Origin of the sequence: Aeromonas sp. S15(2024) (genome assembly GCF_041402265.1) — a bacterium.
Lineage (GTDB): Bacteria > Pseudomonadota > Gammaproteobacteria > Enterobacterales > Aeromonadaceae > Aeromonas > Aeromonas dhakensis.
On the sequence record NZ_JBGLQY010000009.1, the window covers coordinates 99501 to 120030 of the forward strand.

General features: G+C 64.8%; 17 protein-coding genes. 9 read left to right on the forward strand and 8 right to left on the reverse strand.

Annotation, left to right across the window (positions count from 1 at the left end; all coding sequences use genetic code 11):
• Positions 1–54: 54 nt before the first annotated feature.
• Entirely contained in the window at positions 55–765 is a 711-nt protein-coding gene (gene aphA, locus ACB033_RS17230; protein ID WP_371140651.1) for an acid phosphatase AphA, read from the reverse strand.
• A 215-nt stretch (positions 766–980) separates the two neighbouring features.
• Between aphA and ACB033_RS17235 the strand changes: the two genes are divergently transcribed.
• Positions 981–1400 (forward strand): nuclear transport factor 2 family protein, encoded by a 420-nt coding sequence (locus ACB033_RS17235; RefSeq protein WP_371140652.1) that lies wholly within the window; start codon positions 981–983, stop codon positions 1398–1400.
• Here the strand turns inward: ACB033_RS17235 and ACB033_RS17240 are convergent.
• On the reverse strand, positions 1366–2058 hold the full coding sequence (locus tag ACB033_RS17240; protein WP_371140653.1) for a helix-turn-helix domain-containing protein: 693 nt from the start codon (positions 2056–2058) through the stop codon (positions 1366–1368). The genes ACB033_RS17235 and ACB033_RS17240 overlap by 35 nt on opposite strands.
• Before the next feature lie 139 nt (positions 2059–2197).
• On the opposite strand from ACB033_RS17240, the gene ACB033_RS17245 reads away from it, so the two are divergent.
• From ACB033_RS17245 to ACB033_RS17265, 5 genes are read left to right on the forward strand one after another with little or no spacing between them, the layout of a single operon-like run.
• On the forward strand, positions 2198–3418 hold the full coding sequence (locus ACB033_RS17245) for a PAS domain-containing protein (protein ID WP_010635353.1): 1221 nt from the start codon (positions 2198–2200) through the stop codon (positions 3416–3418).
• 11 nt (positions 3419–3429) lie between these two features.
• A complete protein-coding gene (locus tag ACB033_RS17250; protein ID WP_371140654.1) occupies positions 3430–3801 on the forward strand; it encodes an anti-anti-sigma factor in 372 nt (123 codons plus the stop codon).
• 5 nt (positions 3802–3806) lie between these two features.
• A complete protein-coding gene (locus ACB033_RS17255; protein WP_371140655.1) occupies positions 3807–4877 on the forward strand; it encodes a SpoIIE family protein phosphatase in 1071 nt (356 codons plus the stop codon).
• Positions 4878–7538, forward strand: a complete 2661-nt coding sequence (locus ACB033_RS17260) for a response regulator (RefSeq protein WP_371140656.1) — start codon at positions 4878–4880, stop codon at positions 7536–7538.
• A complete protein-coding gene (locus ACB033_RS17265) occupies positions 7477–8679 on the forward strand; it encodes an HD-GYP domain-containing protein (protein WP_017764660.1) in 1203 nt (400 codons plus the stop codon). Before ACB033_RS17260 ends, ACB033_RS17265 begins: the two co-directional genes overlap by 62 nt.
• Here the strand turns inward: ACB033_RS17265 and ACB033_RS17270 are convergent.
• On the reverse strand, positions 8676–9350 hold the full coding sequence (locus ACB033_RS17270; RefSeq protein WP_279484977.1) for an adenine nucleotide alpha hydrolase: 675 nt from the start codon (positions 9348–9350) through the stop codon (positions 8676–8678). The two genes, ACB033_RS17265 and ACB033_RS17270, sit on opposite strands and share 4 nt — an antisense overlap.
• Positions 9351–9582: 232 nt before the next feature.
• On the opposite strand from ACB033_RS17270, the gene ACB033_RS17275 reads away from it, so the two are divergent.
• From ACB033_RS17275 to ACB033_RS17285, 3 genes are all read left to right on the forward strand, one after another.
• A complete protein-coding gene (locus ACB033_RS17275; protein ID WP_010635359.1) occupies positions 9583–10899 on the forward strand; it encodes an MFS transporter in 1317 nt (438 codons plus the stop codon).
• A gap of 135 nt (positions 10900–11034) precedes the next feature.
• Positions 11035–11751 (forward strand): MarC family NAAT transporter, encoded by a 717-nt coding sequence (locus ACB033_RS17280; RefSeq protein ID WP_043170668.1) that lies wholly within the window; start codon positions 11035–11037, stop codon positions 11749–11751.
• A 160-nt stretch (positions 11752–11911) separates the two neighbouring features.
• Positions 11912–12115, forward strand: a complete 204-nt coding sequence (locus tag ACB033_RS17285) for a hypothetical protein (protein WP_005308127.1) — start codon at positions 11912–11914, stop codon at positions 12113–12115.
• Between the two features lie 121 nt (positions 12116–12236).
• On the opposite strand, the gene tldD is transcribed toward ACB033_RS17285, so the two are convergent.
• The 5 genes from tldD to rng all read right to left on the reverse strand — a co-directional run bounded on the left by tldD (position 12237) and on the right by rng (position 20412).
• Positions 12237–13685, reverse strand: a complete 1449-nt coding sequence (tldD, locus tag ACB033_RS17290; RefSeq protein ID WP_371140657.1) for a metalloprotease TldD — start codon at positions 13683–13685, stop codon at positions 12237–12239.
• Positions 13686–13834: 149 nt separating this feature from the next.
• A complete protein-coding gene (locus tag ACB033_RS17295) occupies positions 13835–14656 on the reverse strand; it encodes a carbon-nitrogen hydrolase family protein (protein ID WP_371140658.1) in 822 nt (273 codons plus the stop codon).
• 28 nt (positions 14657–14684) lie between these two features.
• Positions 14685–15005 carry a Dabb family protein gene (locus ACB033_RS17300; protein ID WP_371140659.1) on the reverse strand — a complete coding sequence of 107 codons (321 nt, stop codon included), beginning with the start codon at positions 15003–15005 and terminating at the stop codon, positions 14685–14687.
• Between the two features lie 34 nt (positions 15006–15039).
• Positions 15040–18942 carry a YhdP family protein gene (locus ACB033_RS17305; protein WP_371140660.1) on the reverse strand — a complete coding sequence of 1301 codons (3903 nt, stop codon included), beginning with the start codon at positions 18940–18942 and terminating at the stop codon, positions 15040–15042.
• A complete protein-coding gene (gene rng / locus ACB033_RS17310; RefSeq protein ID WP_005308119.1) occupies positions 18943–20412 on the reverse strand; it encodes a ribonuclease G in 1470 nt (489 codons plus the stop codon).
• Positions 20413–20530 lie beyond the last annotated feature (118 nt).

Here is a 20530-nt window from a genome sequence, read left to right on the forward strand (position 1 = left end):
AAAGGGGCCGGATCCTGACAGGATCCGGCCCCTTATCTCATGCAGGGATGAACATCAGTACTGGGAGTTGACGATCACCTCCTCCCCCAACGCGCCAGCCAGCGGCAGCGGTCGGTAGGTGGAGTTGGCCGCGCGCAGCAGCCGGATGCCACGAATGCCGAGCTCCTGCGCCGCCTTGATGTCGCCATCGGCATCGCCGTAGAAGACCTTCATCTGCTTCTCCTTGAGCCACTGCACCTTGGTGTTCTGGCCCGGCTGGTCACCGGCGAAGATCACCGGATTCAGTCGATCGTCGGGGATCCCCATGGTCTGCTGCAGGGTCTGGCTGACGGTCTCGGTCTTGGTGGCCGAACGGCCGGTCACGAAATAGATGTGATCGCCGCGCTGGAGGTGCATGGCGATGAGCGCCTTGCCCACCTCTTTCGGCACGCTGAAGGCGTCCCAACCGTTGTTCATCTTCTCCCAGAAGGCGGGGTTCTTCAGGTAGCTCTCGTCGTTGGGGGAGAACTCCTGCTTGCCGCGATAAAACCCCGGGCTGGAGAAGAGCAGGGTGTCGTCGATGTCAAAACCGACCGCCATCGGCGGCAACCCATCCAGGCTCCTGGCAATCTGCGCCACCGACACCCAGTGAATGGGCGCCTGCTGGGACAGGGTCACCGCAGTGACACCGGCAGGGCTGGCCGGAGCTTCGACGGCCACGGCAGGCAGGGTCAGGCTGGCGGCAACCAGGGAGGCAAGCAGGGCAAAACGGGGCAATGCGGACATGATACGACTCGTCACATGAAGGAAACAGGGGGCCGATCCTGCCCCATGCCGGCACAGGAAACCGTGAAACCCGCCACAAAACAGGGCCAGGTGGCACGCATCTCTACCGCAAGCCCCCATCTTGGCGCAATCGCCAAACAGGATGGCGTAGACGCCAAGGTCGGAGCAGACCACAGGCCCCATACTGGCCGCTCCCATCCACTCAGGAGCCCATCATGGATTACAAGCAACGGCTGCAAGCCTGCCTCAACCGGGTCATCTGCGACCCCGATTTCAGCCCGGCCGAACTCGATCACTGGTTCTGCCCGGACTATGTCCAGCTGGTGGATGACCAGCGGCTGGATCGCGCCGCCTTCGAACAACACCTGCTGGCCCTGCGTCAGAGCCTGGCCCGCTGCGAGATCCGTTTTGTTTCGCTGCTGGCAGAGGGAAACCGGGTGCACTCCCTACATCGGGTGCGGGCCTGGCGTCACGACGGCGCACGGCTCGAGTGCAAGGTGAGCGCCCTGTTTACCTTTCAGGGCGAGCGCCTGAGCCACACCGATGAGCTGACCTGCCTGCTGGCAGGGGAGCCAACCGACCGGGATCTCGGCTCCCGCCTCACGGCCCCGTCGGTTCCCGCAAGCAGCGATTGAAGGCGTGAGAAAAGGCGCTGAAATCCCCGTATCCCAGCTCAAGGGCTATCCGCGACAGCGGCTGGCCCTGTTGCTGCAACTGGCGGGCCCGACCCATCACCACCTGTTGCCGCCATTGTCGAAAGCTGCAGCCCAGTTGCTGGCTGAACAGCCGGTTGAGGGTGCGCACCGAGGCCCCTGAACCGGCAGCCAGTTCCGCCAGCCCGTATTCGATGGAAGGGCGCCTGCAGACCTGCTCCAGCACCCGCAGCAGCCGCACATCCAGCCCCGCGCTCAACATGAATCCGGTCGCCGCCGGCGTTTGTCTCAGTTCGGCTGCCAGTACCGTCAAATAGGAATCCCTGAGGCCCGGCTCCGCCATGTCTGCCAGCCGCTCGAACAGGCCGACCAACAGCGGGCTCACCTGGCGGGTCATCAACTCGCCCACTCCATCCAGGTCATCCAGATAGACCAGACTAAGTTGGGAGTGGCGCAGCACCCTGAACTCATGGGCCAGCCCGGCCGGGATCAGACAGAGCTGACCCGCCACCAGCAGCACGCCTGTCGCCTGACTGCTGATCACGCCACCGCCCCGATGCAGGTAGCAAAACTGCGGGCCGCCGTGACAGTGGAGGGACGTGAGTGCACCCTGGGGGTAGTCGCGATACAGGAGGTTCATGACGAAGCCCCCAGGCCCAAGGCCCACCCGCAGACAGGTTCTTTCGGCACTTCTTGTCCCACGCTCTCGCCCCGGTGGGCTATAACTGCTGTACGCTTTCTAGTGACATTCAAGTCAATTGCGCCTTATTGGAGATGCCATGGACGTGCACACCGCCGTTGCCCACCCGAACACAGCGACTCCCTCTTCACCCCAGGCCAGGCTCGATGCCATCGACCAGCTGATGGCCAGACTCGAACTCTCTCCCGATGGACAGATCCTGGACGCCAACCCGCGTTTTCTCGCCATCATGGGCTATCAGCTAAGCGAGCTCAAGGGCCAGCATTACGCCATGCTGTTGCCCCACGACGTGCTCGACTCGCCTGCTCATGCCGCCCACTGGGAGGCGTTGAAGGCGGGCAGGGAGCAGGAGGGAGAGTTTCACCGGCTGGATCGGCACGGCCGGGACATCTGGCTGCGGGGCAGTTGCAGCCCCCTGCTGGACGAGCAGGGCGCGCTGAGCCGGATCATCGAATACAGCATGGATCTGACCGAGCAGAAACAGCTCAACGCCAACTTCGAGGGGCAGCTCAACGCCCTGAGCCGGGTCATGGGCAAGGTGGAGTTCTCGCTGGATGGCACCATTCTCGATGCCAACCCGCGCTTTCTCGAGATCGTGGGTTATCAGCTGGATGAGTTGAAAGGCAAACACCACAGGCTGCTGGTTGACCCTGATTATGCCCAGTCGGCCGATTATGGCGCCTTTTGGGAGACCCTGCGCCGCGGCGAATACCTGGCGGGGGAGTTCTGCCGGATCGGCAAGCAGGGGCAGGAGGTCTGGATCCAGGGATCCTACAACCCGGTGCTGGATCTGACCGGCAAACCCAGCAAGATCGTCAAGTTTGCCACCGACATCACGGCTCAGGTGGAGCAGCATCATCAGCTCAAGCGCGCCATGGAGGAGGCCGAAGAGGCCGCCAGGGTGCGCGAGGAGCTGCACAAGTCGCTGCAGGAGATGTCGACCCCGGTGACTCCCATCTGGGACGGGATCCTGCTGCTGCCGCTGGTGGGTATCATCGACTCCATGCGCACCGCCGACGTGATGAACAAGTCGCTGACCAAGATAGCCGAGACCCGGGCCCGGGTCTTCGTGCTGGACATCGCCGGGGTCGCCACCGTGGACACCGGGGTCGCCAATCAGCTGATCAAGATCACCAAGGCCACCCAGTTCATGGGGTGCGAGGCCATCATCTCCGGCGTCTCGCCGGCCATCGCCCGTACCATGGTGGAGCTGGGGGTCTCGGTCGGTGACATCCGTACCACGGCGACCCTGCGGGATGCGTTCGAGATCGCCCTCAAGCGGGTCGGCTCCACCCTCTAGGAGCACCGATCATGTTGCTCAACAACGATCTGGGCATCGCCGACGTGGCCGACTGCATCGTCGTCAGCATGCGGCCAGACCTCGGTGACGAAGGCATGCAGCAACTGATGCAGGCACTCTCCCTGCGGCTGGTGCAGGGGCGCCAGCACGCGGTGCTGCTCGACTTCTCCGGGGTCATGCTGCTCGATCACCACGAGTTTCGGCAGGTTCGCAAACTGGCCCAGGTGTGCCGCCTGCTGGGTGCCGTCTGCCTGCTGGTGGGGCTGAATGCGGGGATCGCCGCCTTCCTGGCGCTGGCCGACGCCGAGCCGGGGCCGCTGCGCTGCTTTCTCGACATGGACGACGCCTTCGCCCATGCCCGTACCCTCAAGGGCGAGGAGTAGGCACCATGGAGCAGGAGCTGAGCACCCAGCAGGCCCGCTACCCATTGCGTCACGACATCGATCTGCACCTGACGGTGATGGCGGTGCGTCGCCTCCCCTTCATCGCCGACCTCTCCGAGGTGGATCGCACCATGCTCTCCACCGTGGTCTCCGAGCTTGGCAGCAACATCCTGAAGTATGCCGAACGGGGGGAGATCACCCTCACCCTCCACCATCCCAGAGGGCGCCCCTGCATCGACATCATCGCCCGCGATCAGGGCCCCGGCATCCCCGACATACATCAAGCCATGCAAGAGCACTACAGCACCTCGGGTACCCTGGGGCTGGGTCTGCCCGGCGTGCAGCGCATGATGTCTGAACTCACCATCAGCACCCCGCCGGAGGGGGGTACCCTGGTACAGGCCCGCAAGTGGCTGGGTGCGGCCCCCGTGGAGCCAAGGCCGGTTTCTCCCCTCTCGTGCACGGGGCAGCAGCATGCCGGCCTTGGCCTGGCATGGGCCAGCGAGAACCGCCCCTGCTACCCGGAGCGGCTCTCCGGCGATCTGGCGTTCATCCGGCCGGGGCCCGAGGGAGTGTCGCTGGTCCTGATCGACGTGAGCGGTCACGGCGCCTCTGCCAACCAGCTGGTACAGATATTGGAGGCGACGTTGCAGCAGACCCGTGAACAGGAACCCGCCCGTCTGCTGCAACTGCTGCACCAGCGCTGCATCGGTACCCGGGGCGCCGCCGCCGGCGTGGCGCTGGTCAACGGCGAGCGGGGTGAACTGAGCTATGCCGGCATCGGCAATACCCGCATCTGTCTGCGCGGTCACGCCCCCTGGCGCGGCATCTCCCGCGACGGGGTGCTGGGGGAGCGTTTCCCCACCCCCCTGCTGCAGCGCCAGCCCCTCGTCGCCGGGGACGTGGTGATGCTCTACTCGGACGGCATCAGCGAATCCCTCAATCTGCGCGACGGCGCACTGGATCTCGCCGCCGAACCCGCCACGCTGGCCCACCAGGTCATCGCCCACAGCGGCCGCAGCACCGACGATGCCAGCTGCATCGTGTTGCGCGTGCTGCCGGCAGAGGAGAAGTAGATGCGGCAACTGATCGGTGAAACCCTGTTGTCCGGCCCTGCGGCGGCCCTCACCGCCCGGCGCAAGGTGATCCAGGTGCTCACCTGCCTCGATAAATCGCCGACCTTCGTGGCCCCGCTGGCAGGGGCAACCTCAGAGCTGGTGCGCCAGCTGATGGCGACCTCGGATCCACTGCAACTGCAGCTGTGGCTGGAACCAGAGGCGCAGGAGCTGTGGCTCACCCTCACGGCCGATGTCCCGCTCTCCCCCGCCCCTGCCGACATGCATCCGGGCAGCATCCGGCTGGAGGTGCACGCCGACAATCTCCTCGCCCTGGTCTGCCGGTTGCCGCACTGGCCAGATGCCGGGCGACAGCAACAGATGCAGCAGCAATTCGCCGAACCGACCCGGGAAGAGCTGTTTGCAGTGATGCAGGCCAAGAACCAGGAGCTGGAGCAAGCCTATGAACTGGCGGAGAGCGCGACCCGGGCCAAAAGCGAATTTCTCGCCAACATGAGCCACGAGATCCGCACCCCCATGAACGCCATCCTCGGCATGTCCCACCTCGCCCTGCAGACCCGGCTCGATCCGCAGCAGCTCGACTATGTCAGCAAGATCCAGCGTGCCGCGCAGCACCTGCTCGGTATCATCAACGACATCCTGGATTTCTCGAAGATCGAGGCGGGCAAGCTGGATCTGGAACGGATCGAGTTCGATCTCGACCACGTGCTGGAAAACCTCGCCACCCTGGTGGGTGAAAAGGCGGAAGCCAAGGGCATAGAGCTGTTGTTCGAGGTCGACCACCAGCTCGACACCCTGCTCTATGGCGATCCCCTGCGTCTCGGCCAGATCCTCATCAACTACGCCAACAACGCGGTCAAATTCACCGAGCAGGGAGAGATCCTGGTCAAGGTCCGCTGTCTGGAGAAGCTGCCGCAGGAGGTACTGCTGCACTGCTCGGTGCAGGATACCGGGATCGGCATGAGCCAGGAGCAGCAGCAGCGGCTGTTCCAGTCCTTCCAGCAGGCGGATAGCTCCACCACCCGCAAGTACGGCGGCACCGGGCTTGGCCTTGCCATTTGCCGCAAGCTGGCGGGCCTGATGGGGGGCGAGGTGGGCGTGCAGAGCGAGCCGGGCCAGGGCAGCACCTTCTGGTTCACCGCTAGGCTCGGCCGAGGCAGGCGCAGATCCCGCTATCTGCCGAGCCTGGATCTGCGCGGCCGCCGCATGCTGGTGGCCGATGACAGCGCCAGTGCCCGCACCATACTGGCCGCCCTGCTGCGCGGCATGAGCTTTGTGGTGGACACGGCAGAGTCCGGCCAACAGGCCCTGCAGATGATCGCGGATGCCGAGCAGCAGGGAACCCCCTATGAGGTGGTGCTGCTGGACTGGCGCATGCCGGGACTGGACGGCATCGAGACGGGGCGTCGTCTCATCGCCCGAGGTGCGGGCCGGCGCCCTTACCGGGTCATGGTGACCGGCTACGGACGCGAGGAGATCTTTCGCGAGGCCGATGCTGCCGGTTTTGATCGGGTACTGGTCAAGCCGGTCTGCGCCTCCGTGCTGTTCGATACCGTCATCGGCCTGTTCGGGCAACAGGCAGCGACCCTCTCCTTCAAGCATCAGGCGACCCATCACTATCGCTTCGACGGCCTGCAGATCCTGCTGGCGGAAGACAACGAGCTCAATCAACAGGTGGCGCTGGAGCTGCTGCAGGCGGTAGGCGCCAAAGTGAGCGTGGCCAGCAATGGCGCCATCGCACTGGATATGGCGACCAAGGCCCCCTACGACCTGATCCTGATGGACATGCAGATGCCGGTGATGGATGGGCTGGCCGCCACCCGGCAACTACGCCAGCAAGAGGGAACCGGGCAGCACATTCCGATCCTGGCGATGACCGCCAACGTCATGGCCGGTGATCGCGAGCGCTGCCTCGCCGCCGGCATGGACGATCACATCGCTAAGCCCATCGATCCCGACAAGCTCTATGACGCCCTGCAACGCTGGGCAACCTCCTTCAGTCGCGAGGTCGGGGCCAGATTCAAGACATCGCAACCGCCCCCGGCATCGTCGTTGCTGCCACAGCTGTGCGAGCTCGGGCTCAATGCCGAGCGGGCCTTGCAGCGGCTGATGAACAACTGGGGCTGGTATCAGGATCTGCTGCTGCGCTTCGCCCAGCAGGGTACGCAACCCATGGCAAGCCTGCTGACCGCTTTGCAAGCAGACGAACGGGAAGAGGCACACCGGCATGCCCATACCCTCAAGGGAATAGCGGCCACCCTGGGCGCCGAATCATTGCAGGAGATCGCGGCCACACTGGAAAACGCCATCACCCGGGGCGACGAGGCTGCCGCTCTGCTGCCACTGGCCGAGCAGGGGCTGCAACTGCAAGCACAACTGGCGCAGGGGCTGCTGCAGTTGCTGCCAGACGAAGTACCCGAGCAGCCCGAACAGGAGAAGATCGATACCGCACCCCTGCTGAACCGGCTCACCGGGCTGCTGCTGGAGGATGATGCCGAAGCCTTCACCCTGTTTCAGCGCCATCAGGCCCGGCTCGCCCCCCTGCTGGGGGAGAGGGCGCCAGCCATCGGTGAGGCCATGAGCCGTTTTCGTTTCGACGATGCACTGGCTCATCTGCAACAAGTCCGGGCCCTCAGACCCGATCTGTTCAACCAAGAGTGAGGGCACCATCATGCTCAACTTGCTGGATCCAGATACCAAACCCACCCTGCTGGTGGTCGACGACACGCCGGAGAACCTCTCCCTGCTCAGCGCCCTGCTCAGCCCCCACTATCGGGTCAAGATAGCCATCAGCGGCCAGCGGGCGCTGGAGATCCTCTCGACCGGCCCCCGGGTGGACTTGATCCTGCTCGACGTGGTGATGCCCCAGATGGATGGCTACCAGGTGATGCAGGCGCTGCAGGAGATGCCGCAGGCGCGGGAGATCCCGGTGATCTTTCTGACCGCCCAGGTGGAGGAGAGCGCGGAGGCGCACGGGTTGGCACTGGGGGCCGTCGACTACATCCACAAGCCGATCTCCCCCGCCATCGTGCTGGCCAGGGTCAGAAATCACCTGGAGCTGAAGGCGGCGCGGGATCTGCTGCACGATCAGAACGCCTATCTGGAGCAGGAGGTGGAGCGGCGCACCCGGGAGAACGAGCTGATCCAGAACATCACCATCCACTCACTCGCCTCGCTGGCCGAAACCCGCGACAACGAGACCGGCAACCACATATTGCGTACCCAGCACTATGTGCGGCTGCTGGCGGAGACCCTCTGCGATCACCCCCGCTTCCATGCCGAGCTGACCCCCAAGACCATAGATCTGCTGTTCAAGTCGGCCCCCCTGCACGACATCGGCAAGGTCGGCGTACCGGACCGCATCCTGCTCAAACCCGGCAAGCTGGATGAAGAGGAGTTTGCCCAGATGAAACACCACTCCATCCTCGGCAAGGAGGCCATCGTCCATGCCGAGGAGGCGCTCGGGGTGGAGGTCGAGTTCCTGCGGCTGGCCAAGGAGATCGCCTGCTACCACCACGAGAAGTGGGACGGCACCGGTTATCCCTACGGCCTGATCGGCGACGAGATCCCCCTCTCGGCCCGGCTGATGGCGCTGGCCGACGTATACGACGCCCTCATCAGCAAGCGCTGCTACAAGGCCGCCATGTCCCACCAGGAGGTGGTGCCCATCATACTGGCGGGGCGGGGCAACCACTTCGACCCCGACATCACGGACGCCTTTGCCTCCATCCACCAGCAGTTCCACGAGATCGCCCTGCGCTACAACGACGACAAGGGCGAGCGGGAGGCCAACCGCGACTAGGAGGTGGCGGGCAGCAGATCAGTGAAGACGAAGCCGTCCCGCTCCACCGTCTCGCCGGTCCGGATGGCCAGCGGTTGGCGGAACATGGGGCCATCCCAGGCCAGGGTATGAAACTCGCCGTTCTCACCGCACGGGTCCACCCCGGCGGGCAGCGCTGCCAGCAAGGCCGCATCAAACTCATACCCGCCGAGGGTGGCAGGCAGCTTGCGCGGATCCAGGGTGCTGATCCTGGCCCTGAGCCCTGCCGCCATCATCTGGTGCGCCAGCTCGTCTGTCTTGCTGCCCCACAGCGGAAACAGCGGCGTGATCCCCGTCCCCGCCAGCTGCCGCTCCCGATAGGCGCGCACGTCCTCGAGAAAGAGATCGCCAAACGCCATGTGGCGGATCCCCTGTGTCACCACGTCGGCGATGAAGTCGGTCATGATGCGGGCGTAATCTTCATTGCTGCAGGGCCAGGGCAGGTCGATGGTGGTCAGCGGCAATCCCACGCATTCGGCCTGCGCCAGCAGCAACTGCTTGCGCACCCCGTGCATGGCCACCCGCTCGAACGCCTGGTTGAGGGTGGTGAACAGCCCCACCACCTCGATGGCCGGATCCTGCCGCAATGTGTGCAGCGCCCAGGCGCTGTCCTTGCCGCTGCTCCAGGAGAGCAGCACCTTGGTCTTCGTCATGATATCTCCAGCAATCCGGTGGCCGGGCACTGGCGGCCAGCCGGCGCACCTTGGTTGTCATTCGCCCCGGGCGCGGTGCCCGCCCTCGCCTTGCTGCACCAAAAAGCTGCAAGACAGTGTTGCGAATTGTGCGATTTACAGGTCGGGATGCAAAAGCATACCCTCGGTAGTGAGCGTGTCCCCTGCAAGGATGGGGAACAATAACTAAAAAGACGATGGGAAACATAAGGATATGACGACAGTCACGCAAGCTTACGACCACAGCCGTCCCCTCAACCGACAGGACTACAAGACCCTGAGCCTAGCGGCGCTGGGCGGTGCCCTCGAATTTTACGACTTCATCATCTTCGTCTTCTTCGCCGTGGTGATCGGCGAGCTCTTCTTCCCCGCCGACATTCCCGAGTGGCTGCGCCAGTTCCAGACCTTCGGCATCTTCGCCGCCGGCTATCTGGCCCGTCCGCTGGGTGGCATCATCATGGCTCACTTTGGCGATCTTATCGGCCGCAAGCGGATGTTCACCCTGAGCATCATCATGATGGCGCTGCCCACCCTGCTGATCGGCCTGCTGCCCACCTACGCCGTGCTCGGCATCGCCGCCCCCCTGCTGTTGCTGCTGCTGCGGATCCTGCAAGGGGCCGCCATCGGGGGTGAAGTGCCCGGCGCCTGGGTGTTCGTCGCGGAGCACGTACCCGCCCGCCGGATCGGGGTCGCCTGCGGCACCCTCACCGCGGGATTGACGGCCGGCATCCTGCTCGGCTCCCTGGTGGCCACCGCCATCAACCGCGGCATGAGCCCGAGCGAGGTGAGCGACTGGGGCTGGCGTCTGGCCTTCGTGCTCGGCGGGGTGTTCGGCATCGTCGCCATGTACCTGCGCCGCTGGCTGCACGAGACCCCGGTCTTTGCCGAGATGCAGGCCAACAAGGCGCTGGCGGAAGAGCTGCCGCTCAAGACGGTGCTGCGCAGCCACAAGGGCAGCGTAGTGATCTCCATGCTGCTCACCTGGCTGCTCTCTGCCGGCATAGTGGTGGTGATCCTGATGACCCCCACCTACCTGCAGAAGGTGCACGGCATCAGCCCGGCCGATGCACTGACCGCCAACTCGCTGGCCATTCTGGCCCTGACGCTGGGTTGCATCGTCTACGGCCGGCTCATCGATGCCCTCGGCAGCGGCCCCACCTTCATGCTGGGTTCATTGCTGCTGGCCGGCGCCAGCTACGCCTTCTATCACGGGCTGGCGAGTGACACCAGCCAGCTGGTGCCGCTCTATGTCCTGGCCGGTTTTGCAGTAGGGATCGTCGGCGCCGTGCCCTACGTCATGGTCAACGCCTTCCCGGCGGTGGTGCGCTTTTCCGGGCTGTCGTTCTCCTACAACGTGGCCTACGCCATCTTCGGCGGCCTCACCCCCATGCTGGTGACCCTGTGGATGAAGAGCGACATGCTAGCCCCCTCCCACTATGTGGTAAGCCTGTCGGTGCTGGGCTTTGCCATCGGCCTGTGGCTCTGGCTGCAGCAGCGCAGTCAGCGCCAGAGCGCGCCGCAGGCCGCCTGAACCCTCCCGAGCCCCGCCCAGAGCGGAGCTTTTTTCATACCGCCTGTGTTCAGGTCGGCCGACATAAGATAGCCTCCCTCTCGGGCCCCTCGACGGCCCGGGACTACTCCGCCCCCCAGTCATTCGAGGTTCATGATGTTCTTTCAGGTCGTATTTCTCGCCTTGCTGGCGCTGCTGCCCATGGTCAACCCACCCACCACGGCCACCCTGCTGCTGGGGCTGAGCAAGGGGATGTCGCGCGAACACGTGCGCCGCCAGATCAACCTGGCCGCCATCTATCTGTTCTGCACCCTCTGCGTCAGCTTCTTCATCGGCTCCTCCATCCTGGATCTGTTCGGGATCTCCATTCCTGGCCTGCGCCTGGCCGGCGGTCTCATCATCGCCTTCATCGGCTTTCGCATGCTGTTCCCGGCCCCCAGCCAGGCGGACGGGGTCGACATCAACCAGAGCATCGCCTTCGTGCCGCTCACCATGCCCAGCATGTGCGGGCCGGGTACCATGGCGCTGGTGATCAGCGGCGCGGCCCAGATCGCCGAACTGCCGGACGAATACAACCGCTTCACCATCTATGCCGCCATGGTCACCGCCTTCGCCCTGATGAGCCTGCTCAGCTGGGGCGTGCTCAAGCTGGCGGATCCGGTCTGCAAGATCCTGGGCGCCACCGGCATCGACGCCATGACCCGGATCATGGGCTTCTTGCTGGTCTGCATGGGTATGCAGTTCTGCATCAACGGCATCAAGGAGGTGGCCCAGGATCCGGTGTTCCACAGTGCGCCGACGGTACAAATGGCACCCGCGTTGCCACACGTATCCGGCACCCTTGATCAACTGCAGGATCCGCGCCAGCCCTGACTGAAAACGGTGTCATAAATGCGCAAAAATCGGCGCTGATCTTGCGCCTGATCATGTTGCTGACACACAAATGAGTTAGTTTGTTTTTTATACAGATTCGATTCAGAGTGTGCTTGGTAGGTTTGTGGATGGACACCCACTCACTTCAGGAGATGTGCAAATGGAAAAGATGCTGACCGAGATTGGAAGCTACAGCCTGTTTCATGAATATCTGAACGTGGTCGGTGCCGCCAGCCCCGCTCTGACCCGGATCAAGAGCCGGTGGGAGTACAAACAGAGCGATCGTCTGGTTGCCCAGATCAGGGTCGACCAACAAGGCAATGCGCGCTTCTTCATCGACGCCCGCGCCATTTCAGTCAACTGACCGAGCCCCGTATCTGCAGCCCCGGCCCTTGCCGGGGCTTTTTGTTTCCCATGATCCCGGATAGCAAAACCCCGGCACCTGGCCGGGGGTTTGGCGATCACGGGAGTACCGTTCACTGCCCTTACTGGGTGCCGCCCACGGTGAGCTGATCCAGCTTGAGGGTGGGCTGGCCGACACCGACCGGCACGCTCTGCCCCTCCTTGCCGCAGACCCCGACCCCGCGATCCAGCGCGAGATCCTTGCCCACCATGGAGACCTGGCTCATCGCCTCGGGGCCGTTGCCGATCAGGGTCGCCCCCTTGATGGGCGCGGTGATCTTGCCATCCTCGATGAGGTAGGCCTCGGAGGCGGAGAAGACGAACTTGCCGGAGGTGATGTCCACCTGACCGCCGCCGAAGTTGGGAGCGTAAATGCCCTTCTTCACCGAGGCGATGATCTCGGCCGGGTCGTACTGACCCGCCAGCATGTAGGTGTTGGTCATGCGCGGCATCGGCAGGGCGGCGTAGGATTCGCGGCGGCCATTGCCGGTGAGCGGCACGCCCATCAGACGGGCGTTCTGCTTGTCCTGCAGATAGCCCTTGAGAATGCCGTTCTCGATCAGCACGTTGTAGCCGCCCGGTGTCCCCTCGTCGTCGATGGAGACGGAGCCGCGCCGACCCGGCAGGGTGCCGTCATCGACGATGGTGCAGTGCTTGGAGGCCACCTGCTCACCGATGCGACCGGCAAACGCGGAAGAGCCCTTGCGGTTGAAATCCCCCTCCAGACCGTGGCCCACCGCCTCGTGCAGTAGCACGCCGGGCCAGCCGGCACCGAGCACCACCGGCATGGTGCCGGCCGGGGCATCGATGGCGTCGAGGTTCACCAGCGCCTGGCGCACCGCCTCGCGCACATAGCCAAACGCCCGGCTCTCCAACCCGTCCAGCTCGAGGAAATAGTCGTAGCCGAAGCGGCCACCGCCACCGGCACTGCCGCGTTCGCGACGCTCGCCCTTTTCGGCGATGACGGTCACCGAGAGGCGCACTAGGGGGCGCACGTCGGCGGCCAGGGTGCCATCGGTGGCGGCCACCAGCACCTCTTCATAGACACCGCTGATGGAGACCATCACCTGATTGATGGCGGGATCCAGGCTTCTGGCGAACTTGTCCATCTGCTCCAGCAGGGCGATCTTCTGCTGCTTGTCGAGGGTCTGCAGCGGATCCAGCGCCGGGTAGAGCAGGTTTGCCGAGGTTCTGGCCCACGCCTTCACCTTGCCCTGCGCACCGGCAGCCGCGATGCCACGGGCGGCGGTCACCGACTGTTGCAGTGCCAGCAGGCTCAGCTCGTCCGAGTAGGCGAAACCGGTCTTCTCGCCGCTGACGGCGCGCACCCCGACCCCCTGATCGATGTTATAGCTGCCATCCTTGACGATGCCGTCTTCCAGCATCCAGGACTCGTGCCAGCTGCGCTGGAAATAGAGGTCGCCGAACTCCACCTGATGGCTCATCAGGCTGCCGAGCAGTTGCTGCAGGCGCCCTTCGTCGAGATCGTTCGGGGCCAACAGGGAGGCACTAACCTGGCTCAATAGACTCAATCTTTCTCTCCACTCTCGATGCGAGATGTCGTAACGGTTAAATCCCCGACCCTGGGTTCGCTTGGTGAAACGTCAGCGGACGTCCAACCCACCATCGGGTTTGCAAGCGTCCGATCCCCTGCCACAGGGCGAATCGAACCTGCACATGTTCATAGCAGACGGGCATGGCCCAGCACCGGCATGGTGCGTTGCAGTTCGTCCATAAGACCTTGATCCAGCGGTGCCAGCACGGTGCCGCGCCCGCTGTCCAGGCTGGCCAGCACCCGACCCCAGGGGTCGATCACCATGCTGTGGCCCCAAGTCTGGCGTCCCGTCTCGTGGGTGCCGCCCTGATTGGCGGCCACCACGTAGCACTGGTTCTCGATGGCGCGGGCCCTCAGTAGCGGCTCCCAGTGCGCCTCGCCGGTCACGGCGGTGAAGGCGGCAGGCACCAGCAGCACGCGGGCGCCGGCGCGGGCCAGCCGGCGGTACAGCTCGGGAAAGCGCAGATCATAACAGATAGAGAGGCCGAGGGGACCAAACGGGGAGTCCACCAGCACAGGCGCATCTCCCGGGCTGAAGGTCTCCGACTCTCGGTAGCGACCGTGATTATCCGCCACATCCACATCGAACAGGTGGATCTTGTGGTAGTGGCCCCTGAGCTCACCGCTGGGATCAAACACCAGCGAGCTGGTGTGGATATGATCGGAACCGGTGATGCTGGTCGGCATGGCCCCGGCCACCAGCCAGATGCCGTAGTCACGGGCCCATTCGGCCAGCTGCTGCTGGATCGGCGCGGCTCCGCTCAGAGCGGGGCCGATCGACTCGGCACCGTCCAGATAACCCTGCCGCTCGCCAAACAGGGCGAAGTTCTCCGGCAACAGCACCAGCAGCGGCCGCTCCTTGGGCAACAGGGCCAGCTCGGCGGCGATCTGCTCCCGGTTATCCTGCCAGCGACGGCCTGATACCAGCTGTATTGCGGCTAACCACATGACGTGCTCCTTGTCGTTGTTGCTAGTGTCAGATGCTGACCGCATCGTCGGCCTGCAGGATGTAATCCAGCACTATGATGCGTTCCAGCACCGGGCGGAAGATGGCCTTGAGGGCATCGTGATCCGGGTGGGGCAGATAACGCTGGCGGGCAGCCTCATCGGCAAAGGTCATCAGCACGCTGTGGGTGAAGCCCTCGGCTCGCCCCTCCGGGCTGTCATCCCGCCCCCACTCCACCGCCAGCACGCCGCTGACCTGATGAGGAATGGCGAGAAAGGCGGCGCGCACCGCGTCTATCTGTTCAGGCTGGGTGCCCGGCTTGAAGGCGATCAGCAGGATATGTCGGATCATGGCTCACTCCTTGTGATGGTGCCGGGCCGCCCGCTCAGCGCTGGGCGGGGCCGGCGTGCTTGGGGCTGAGCAGGAAGGGGGTTACTTCCTGCGCCGGCAGGTTGGGGGCCACGGCGTCGACCGCCTCCTTCTGCTGCTGGTTGAGCTTGATGCGGGCCCGGTTGCGCCCCGCCTCGATCAGTTTGGGATCGTCGAGCGGGCCTGAGACCCGAAAATCGATGCGGGTGACCACATCCACCACCGGCTCCAGCAGCTTGGAGAGCGCCAGCACGTAGAGCCCGGTGATGGGGGTCAGCGAGAAGGCCGCCACCACCGGCAGGGTGCCGCCCAGGTTGGGGGAGAAGCTCAGCTCATAGTCGAGCCGCCAGCGCACCAGATCGGCGATGCCCTCGCCGCGCAGGTTGCCGGCCGCCCCCTTCATGTAGAAGTCGTCGTTCTCCACCACCCCCTGCTTGATCCTGGCGGAGGCCGACATGGACTCGAAGTAGAAGCCCTTGTCGAACACGTCGCGAAAATCGAGGCGCAGCTTGCGCAACAATGAGTCGAGGCTGAGCAGGGAGAGCAGTCGCGCCCCCTTGTCGTTGACCTCGCGCAGGGTGCCCCCTTCCAGCTGGTAGTCGACCTTGCCGGCCAGGGTCGGCAGGTTCGGCCGGTAGGGCACGTCGCGCCAGCTCAAGTCCAGCGCCATCTTGCCGGGCGCATCGCCGATGGGCGAGGTGTAGCCGAGCCGCTTGAGCAGCAGCTCGCTGTTGTTGCTGCTGATGTGGGCGCGGGCGCGGGTCTGCATGCCGTCCGCTCCGGCCAGCCACTCGGCGCTGCCGTTCAGCTGGCTGCCCGCCAGCCGCATCTCCAGCCCCTTGAGGCTCAGCTTGTCGGCCCCCGGGATCAGCTCCCCTTTCACCTCCCCCAGCGGCAATTCACCGAAGCGGCAATCCACACAGCTGAAGGTGAGCCAGGGGATGGCATCCATGATGGCCTTGTCCTGTCTCGCATCGGGATCCGGGCTCAGATCCGAACTCTTGCCGGACCAGTAGATACGGGCGAACTTGGCATCGATGGGCTGACGCTCGGACACCGGCAGGCGCACCACCCCCATCACGTCCGGGCTGTCGATCATCACCTCGGTGGCCTGATTGACCGGCCCCACGGTGAAGTGCACCGCCTTGAGGTTGGCGCTGCCGATGTCGGCGCGGGCCAGCTGGCCGTCTACCCACCACTCCTGCGGCAAGAAAGAGGGACCCACCACCGCATTGCCGCTCGGCGCCGTGCCGGCTGGCAGCCACTGCTTGAGGCGGGCCAGCCAGCCGGCCACGTCGGCCTGCTGCTGGTTGATGGCGAGCAGCATGGGCCGGTCGCGCAGCACCCGGGCACCGGGCTGACCCACGTCCACCCGCACCCGGCTGAGGTAGGGCACGCCGTCGCCGTACACCAGCCGGCTCTGCATGTCGACGTCGGCCCCCAGCACGGCGCGAATGTCGGCACTGCCGTCGCGGCCGCGGGCGGTCACCTTGAGCGGCAGCCGGCTGTCGGCCGCCTTGGCGAGCGGTGCAGGCAGATCCAGTCCCATGCCCTGCAGGTTGGAGTCGAGCGCCAGCTGGAAGCTGAACGGCTGATCGTTTGGCAGGGTCAGCCCCAGGCTGCCGGCCCAGTTGCTGCGCCCCTTGAGGATGGCCAGCGCCGGGATGTCCTGGCGCTGGCGGCGGCTGTCCCACTGCCCCTTGAACTTGAGATCGACCTGATAGCGATTGGGCTGTTGGCGGCCCTGATAGTCGAGGGTGAGCGGCTGGTTCCACAGGCTCGCCTTGAGGTTGCTGAAGCGGGTCTGCTCGTTGTCATACTCGAGCCGCCCCTGCACCTGCTCCAGCGGCAGATCCAGGCTGGTGATCCGCACCTTGTTGTTGCTGAACAGGGCGTCGCCGCTGGCCTTGACCTCACTCTCGCCATCCAGCGGAATATCCAGCTTGACCGAGCCCTTCATGGGGCCGCGGATCTCCACCTCCCGCAGCGCCTGACCGACCGAGCCGCCGAGCGGCGAGTCCTGCAGATAGTCGCTGATGGCCTTGCCCTCGCCCTCAACCTTGGCATCCACGTAGAGGTGGGCCCCCGGGTAGAGATCCGGGATCCAGGCGTGCACCGAGTCGGAGCTGGCCTTGCCGAGCCGGGTAGCGCGGCTGTTCATGTCGAGGCTGGCGTTCTGGAACAGCAGATCGATCTGCAGGTCGGTGAGCGGTTGCCAACCGGGGAAAAATTCGTAGGAGGCCTGCTTGAGCGGCACCGCCACCTGGAAGATGCCCTCGCCCTTGCTGTAGGGGAAGTCGCGGAACTCGCCATACCAGAGCAGGTCAGCCCCCTTGGCCTTGCCCCCCTTGATGGCCCCGCTCAGGTAGTCCACCAGGCTCTTGTCCATCACCTGCAGCGGATAGTAACGGTCGGCGTTGGCCGCATTCTTGACGTCGATGCGGCCGGTCAGGGCGAGGAAGGGGTGTTCGAACAGCTCGAGCCGAAAGCGGCTGGCGAGGCTCAAGTCCGGGTTGTCCAGCACCAGATCCTGGCCATAAAGCACCCAGCCCTGCGGTACCTGCCACCAGTCGAGCCGCGCCGAGAAGCGGTCAACGGGGATCGGCTCCTTGAAGTGGCGGGCCGGGTCTATGGCATCGTTTGCCAGTTGCAGCCTGGCGCTGCCGCCGGTCGGAGTGAGCCAGAACTCACCGTTGAGGTCGCGCACGCCGGGCACGTCGCGCCAGGCGTTGACCCTGATGTGGGAGAGCTGGCCGCTGACGGAGAGCCCCTGCCAGCCGGCATCCGCCTGCAGGATCAGATCCTCAATCTTGCCGGTCGGGCGGGTGCGTTTGAGGGTCTCGGTCAGTTCGGGATAGATCCCCGATACCAGCTGGCTCAGGTTGGCGATCTGGTCCAGATCGATGGCCGGCACATAGCCCTGGATGCGATCGCCGACTCGCTCGAGCTGCAACCGGCTGTGCAGCCAGGGCTTGCCGTCGAGCTTGAAGGTGACATCGTGGCTGGCAAACTGCCACTCCTTGCCGTCCCGGCGCAGCTGGATCTTGCCCCCCTGCAGCCCGAGCCGGTGCAGGTCACCCTGTTTTTTTTCATCCTGCCAGATGAGGTAGTTGTCGCCAAACGCCAGCAGCGAGTCCCCCAGCTGACCGGCCTTGAACTCGCTCCAGAGCTGGAAGTCGAGCTGGCCGCTCACCTTGGGCTCCCCTGCATGGGTGCGCGCCAGCATGGGGCTGATATCTAGCTGACGGGCCCCCAGATAGAGCTGGCCCTTGAGCCGGTCGAGCCGCACCTGGGGGGCATCCACGTCGACGATGAGGTCGAGGGTACTCTCGCCCACCCCGTTGATGAGATAGGCCTTGCCGACCCCCTGGTGGCGCTTGCCGCGGTTCTGCCAGCGCAGCTGGGCGATGTCGAGGGCCCGCACCTCCCCCAGCGCCGTGGTGAGGCTGAGGCGGGTGTCGTGAATATCGAAGGTGGAGAGCTGGGTCAGCAGAAAACGCAGCAGGGCCTGCTGCTGGTCGCTGCCGTCGCCGCTTTCCGGCTCCGCGGGCTGGCCCAGATCCAGCGCTATGTCGCCATCACTCAGGATCAGCTGACCGAATACCGGCTTGAGTTCGTTGAGGGAGCGCCAGAAGTCGAGGTGGGCCCACACCTTGCCAAGGCGCAGGGCGAAGCGACCCGAATTCGGCGCGATCACCAGCTGCTGCAGCTCGAGGGCCGGGCCACGCTGGGTCCAGTCCAGCCCGATGCGATCGACGCTGGCCTCCAGCTTGCTGTCGGCCAGCAGGGTATCGAGCAGCGCCTGCCTGTGCTGATTGAGCAGGGGGCCGCCAACACGCACCAGACTGACCAGGATGGCCAGCAGCACGAAGAAGACCCCGAGGGCCAACCAGCCCCGACTCAGCCAGCGATAGACCAATTACATCATCACCACGTCGAACTGCTCCTGCCCACAGAGGGGCTCGCTTACCACCCTGACCTGCTTGCCGATGAACACTTCCAGCTCCGCCAGGCTGTGAGACTCCTCGCCCCGCAGATAGTCGGCCACCGCCGGAGCGGCGTAGACGGTGAACTGATCCGCGTCGTAAGCCCGGTTGACCCGGATGATCTCCCGCAGGATCTCGAAGCAGACCGACTCCACCGTCTTGACCCGGCCGCGCCCCTTGCACTCGGGGCACTCGGAGCAGAGCACGTGCTCCAGGCTCTCGCGGGTACGCTTGCGGGTCATCTCCACCAGGCCGAGCTGGGAGAAGCCGTTGACGTTGGTCTTGGCGCGGTCCTTCGACAGCGCCTGCTCCAGGCTGTGCAGCACCCGCCGGCGATGATCCTCGGACTGCATGTCGATGAAGTCGATGATGATGATGCCGCCGAGGTTGCGCAGCCGCAGGTGGCGGGCGATGGCCGCCGTCGCCTCGACGTTGGTGTTGAAGATGGTCTCTTCCAGATTGCGATGGCCGACGAAGGCCCCGGTGTTGATGTCCACCGTGGTCATGGCTTCGGTCTGGTCGATGATGAGGTAGCCGCCGGATTTGAGCTCAACCTTGCGCTCCAGCGCACGCTGGATCTCGTTCTCCACGTCGTAGAGATCGAAGATGGGGGATTCGCCGGAGTAGTACTCCAGCTTGCCGGCCAGCTCAGGCACGTACTCCTCGGTGAAGCGCTTGAGCTGATCGAAGCTCTGGCGCGAGTCGACCCGGATCTTGTCGAGCTCGGCGCCGACGAAGTCGCGCACCACCCGAAAGGCCAGGCTGGGATCCTCGTAGAGGATCTTGCAGGGGGGGTACTTCTGCTTGCGCTCCAGGATCTTGCGCCACAGGCGCTTCAAGAAGGCGGCATCCTGCTCCAGCTCCTGCTCGCCCACCCCTTCGGCGGCGGTGCGGATGATGTAGCCACCCAGCTCGTCCACATAGCCGGCCACGGTGCGCTTGAGGCGCTCGCGCTCCGCCTCGGATTCGATGCGCTGGGAAACGCCGACGTGGGCGCTGCCCGGCATGAACACCAGATAGCGGGACGGCAAGGTGATGTCGGTGGTGAGGCGGGCCCCCTTGGTGCCTAGCGGATCTTTCACCACCTGCACCATGATGTCCTGCCCCTGGCGCACCAGCTCGGCGATGTTGCCGGCCTGGAACTGCTCCTTCTCCTTCACCGCCACGCACTCGGTGTGCGGCACTATGTCGGAGGCGTGCAGGAAGGCGGCCTTGTCCATGCCGATGTCGACGAAGGCCGCCTGCATGCCGGGCAGCACCCGGCTGATCTTGCCCTTGTAGATGTTGCCGACGATGCCGCGCTTGGCCTGACGCTCCACGTGCACTTCCTGCAGCAGACCGTTTTCGACCAGGGCGACCCGGGTTTCGGAGGGGGTGACGTTTACCAGCAGTTCTACCGACATAAGTTACCTTGCCTTTCTAGTTTTAAATTCTGGCAGCCAAACCGGCGCGCAACCGGTGAGTAACGCAGTAAGAAACAGCCGGCGGTTGTCACCGACCTATGCCTTGCCTGTGATGGCT

Excerpts from the sequence above, each read along its gene's own strand:
- aphA (WP_371140651.1), bottom strand. The coding sequence starts at position 765 with ATGTCCGCATTGCCCCGTTTTGCCCTGCTTGCCTCCCTGGTTGCCGCC.
- ACB033_RS17235 (WP_371140652.1), top strand. The coding sequence starts at position 981 with ATGGATTACAAGCAACGGCTGCAAGCCTGCCTCAACCGGGTCATCTGC.
- ACB033_RS17240 (WP_371140653.1), bottom strand. The coding sequence starts at position 2,058 with ATGAACCTCCTGTATCGCGACTACCCCCAGGGTGCACTCACGTCCCTC.
- ACB033_RS17245 (WP_010635353.1), top strand. The coding sequence starts at position 2,198 with ATGGACGTGCACACCGCCGTTGCCCACCCGAACACAGCGACTCCCTCT.
- ACB033_RS17250 (WP_371140654.1), top strand. The coding sequence starts at position 3,430 with ATGTTGCTCAACAACGATCTGGGCATCGCCGACGTGGCCGACTGCATC.
- ACB033_RS17255 (WP_371140655.1), top strand. The coding sequence starts at position 3,807 with ATGGAGCAGGAGCTGAGCACCCAGCAGGCCCGCTACCCATTGCGTCAC.
- ACB033_RS17260 (WP_371140656.1), top strand. The coding sequence starts at position 4,878 with ATGCGGCAACTGATCGGTGAAACCCTGTTGTCCGGCCCTGCGGCGGCC.
- ACB033_RS17265 (WP_017764660.1), top strand. The coding sequence starts at position 7,477 with ATGCACTGGCTCATCTGCAACAAGTCCGGGCCCTCAGACCCGATCTGT.
- ACB033_RS17270 (WP_279484977.1), bottom strand. The coding sequence starts at position 9,350 with ATGACGAAGACCAAGGTGCTGCTCTCCTGGAGCAGCGGCAAGGACAGC.
- ACB033_RS17275 (WP_010635359.1), top strand. The coding sequence starts at position 9,583 with ATGACGACAGTCACGCAAGCTTACGACCACAGCCGTCCCCTCAACCGA.
- ACB033_RS17280 (WP_043170668.1), top strand. The coding sequence starts at position 11,035 with ATGTTCTTTCAGGTCGTATTTCTCGCCTTGCTGGCGCTGCTGCCCATG.
- ACB033_RS17285 (WP_005308127.1), top strand. The coding sequence starts at position 11,912 with ATGGAAAAGATGCTGACCGAGATTGGAAGCTACAGCCTGTTTCATGAA.
- ACB033_RS17295 (WP_371140658.1), bottom strand. The coding sequence starts at position 14,656 with ATGTGGTTAGCCGCAATACAGCTGGTATCAGGCCGTCGCTGGCAGGAT.
- ACB033_RS17300 (WP_371140659.1), bottom strand. The coding sequence starts at position 15,005 with ATGATCCGACATATCCTGCTGATCGCCTTCAAGCCGGGCACCCAGCCT.
- rng (WP_005308119.1), bottom strand. The coding sequence starts at position 20,412 with ATGTCGGTAGAACTGCTGGTAAACGTCACCCCCTCCGAAACCCGGGTC.